This window comes from Bacillus sp. 5B6 (genome assembly GCF_000259405.1).
GTDB lineage: Bacteria > Bacillota > Bacilli > Bacillales > Bacillaceae > Bacillus > Bacillus velezensis.
On the sequence record NZ_AJST01000001.1, the window covers coordinates 1 to 2500 of the forward strand.

The window sequence follows — 2500 nt, forward strand, 5'->3', positions numbered from 1 at the left end:
AAGAATGAAGAAGAGCCGGAAGAAACGGAAGAAGTATAAACGTAAAAGCGCAGCTGTAACAGGCTGCGCTTTTACTATATAAAGAAATGAAAAAAAGCTTTGACACATAATGATGATGCTGATATAATAATTTTTGTTGTCTTTTTAATAGAAAGGCAAGCCTAGCGAAAATATTTTTCAAAAAAAGTATTGACCTAGCAAACTGAAAATGTTATGATTAAGAGGTCGCTTCGAGAGAAGTGAAAAAAGTTCTTTGAAAACTAAACAAGACAAAACGTACCTGTTAATTCAAAGTTTTAAATAAATCGCACAGCGATGTGCGTAGTCAGTCAAACTACTTTATCGGAGAGTTTGATCCTGGCTCAGGACGAACGCTGGCGGCGTGCCTAATACATGCAAGTCGAGCGGACAGATGGGAGCTTGCTCCCTGATGTTAGCGGCGGACGGGTGAGTAACACGTGGGTAACCTGCCTGTAAGACTGGGATAACTCCGGGAAACCGGGGCTAATACCGGATGGTTGTTTGAACCGCATGGTTCAGACATAAAAGGTGGCTTCGGCTACCACTTACAGATGGACCCGCGGCGCATTAGCTAGTTGGTGAGGTAACGGCTCACCAAGGCGACGATGCGTAGCCGACCTGAGAGGGTGATCGGCCACACTGGGACTGAGACACGGCCCAGACTCCTACGGGAGGCAGCAGTAGGGAATCTTCCGCAATGGACGAAAGTCTGACGGAGCAACGCCGCGTGAGTGATGAAGGTTTTCGGATCGTAAAGCTCTGTTGTTAGGGAAGAACAAGTGCCGTTCAAATAGGGCGGCACCTTGACGGTACCTAACCAGAAAGCCACGGCTAACTACGTGCCAGCAGCCGCGGTAATACGTAGGTGGCAAGCGTTGTCCGGAATTATTGGGCGTAAAGGGCTCGCAGGCGGTTTCTTAAGTCTGATGTGAAAGCCCCCGGCTCAACCGGGGAGGGTCATTGGAAACTGGGGAACTTGAGTGCAGAAGAGGAGAGTGGAATTCCACGTGTAGCGGTGAAATGCGTAGAGATGTGGAGGAACACCAGTGGCGAAGGCGACTCTCTGGTCTGTAACTGACGCTGAGGAGCGAAAGCGTGGGGAGCGAACAGGATTAGATACCCTGGTAGTCCACGCCGTAAACGATGAGTGCTAAGTGTTAGGGGGTTTCCGCCCCTTAGTGCTGCAGCTAACGCATTAAGCACTCCGCCTGGGGAGTACGGTCGCAAGACTGAAACTCAAAGGAATTGACGGGGGCCCGCACAAGCGGTGGAGCATGTGGTTTAATTCGAAGCAACGCGAAGAACCTTACCAGGTCTTGACATCCTCTGACAATCCTAGAGATAGGACGTCCCCTTCGGGGGCAGAGTGACAGGTGGTGCATGGTTGTCGTCAGCTCGTGTCGTGAGATGTTGGGTTAAGTCCCGCAACGAGCGCAACCCTTGATCTTAGTTGCCAGCATTCAGTTGGGCACTCTAAGGTGACTGCCGGTGACAAACCGGAGGAAGGTGGGGATGACGTCAAATCATCATGCCCCTTATGACCTGGGCTACACACGTGCTACAATGGACAGAACAAAGGGCAGCGAAACCGCGAGGTTAAGCCAATCCCACAAATCTGTTCTCAGTTCGGATCGCAGTCTGCAACTCGACTGCGTGAAGCTGGAATCGCTAGTAATCGCGGATCAGCATGCCGCGGTGAATACGTTCCCGGGCCTTGTACACACCGCCCGTCACACCACGAGAGTTTGTAACACCCGAAGTCGGTGAGGTAACCTTTTAGGAGCCAGCCGCCGAAGGTGGGACAGATGATTGGGGTGAAGTCGTAACAAGGTAGCCGTATCGGAAGGTGCGGCTGGATCACCTCCTTTCTAAGGATTTTAACGGAATATAAGACCTTGGGTCTTATAAACAGAACGTTCCCTGTCTTGTTTAGTTTTGAAGGATCATTCGATTCTTCGAGATGTTGTTCTTTGAAAACTAGATAACAGAAGTAATTCACATTCAATTAGTAATGCAAGATATCACGTAGTGATTCTTTTTAACGGTTAAGTTAGAAAGGGCGCACGGTGGATGCCTTGGCACTAGGAGCCGATGAAGGACGGGACGAACACCGATATGCTTCGGGGAGCTGTAAGCAAGCTTTGATCCGGAGATTTCCGAATGGGGAAACCCACCACTCGTAATGGAGTGGTATCCATATCTGAATACATAGGATATGAGAAGGCAGACCCGGGGAACTGAAACATCTAAGTACCCGGAGGAAGAGAAAGCAAATGCGATTCCCTGAGTAGCGGCGAGCGAAACGGGACCAGCCCAAACCAAGAGGCTTGCCTCTTGGGGTTGTAGGACACTCTGTACGGAGTTACAAAGGAACGAGGTAGATGAAGAGGTCTGGAAAGGCCCGCCATAGAAGGTAACAGCCCTGTAGTCAAAACTTCGTTCTCTCCTGAGTGGATCCTGAGTACGGCGGAACACGTGA

General features: G+C 50.1%; 2 rRNA genes (1 of these 2 cut by a window edge). Both read left to right on the top strand.

The features are described 5' to 3' along the window. Positions 1-339: 339 nt before the first annotated feature. Positions 340-1889, top strand: a 16S ribosomal RNA gene (locus MY7_RS00005). 175 nt (positions 1890-2064) lie between these two features. Beyond that, a 23S ribosomal RNA gene (locus MY7_RS00010) occupies positions 2065-2500 on the top strand (it continues 2494 nt past the right edge of the window). The 16S and 23S rRNA genes sit together here, the layout of an rRNA operon.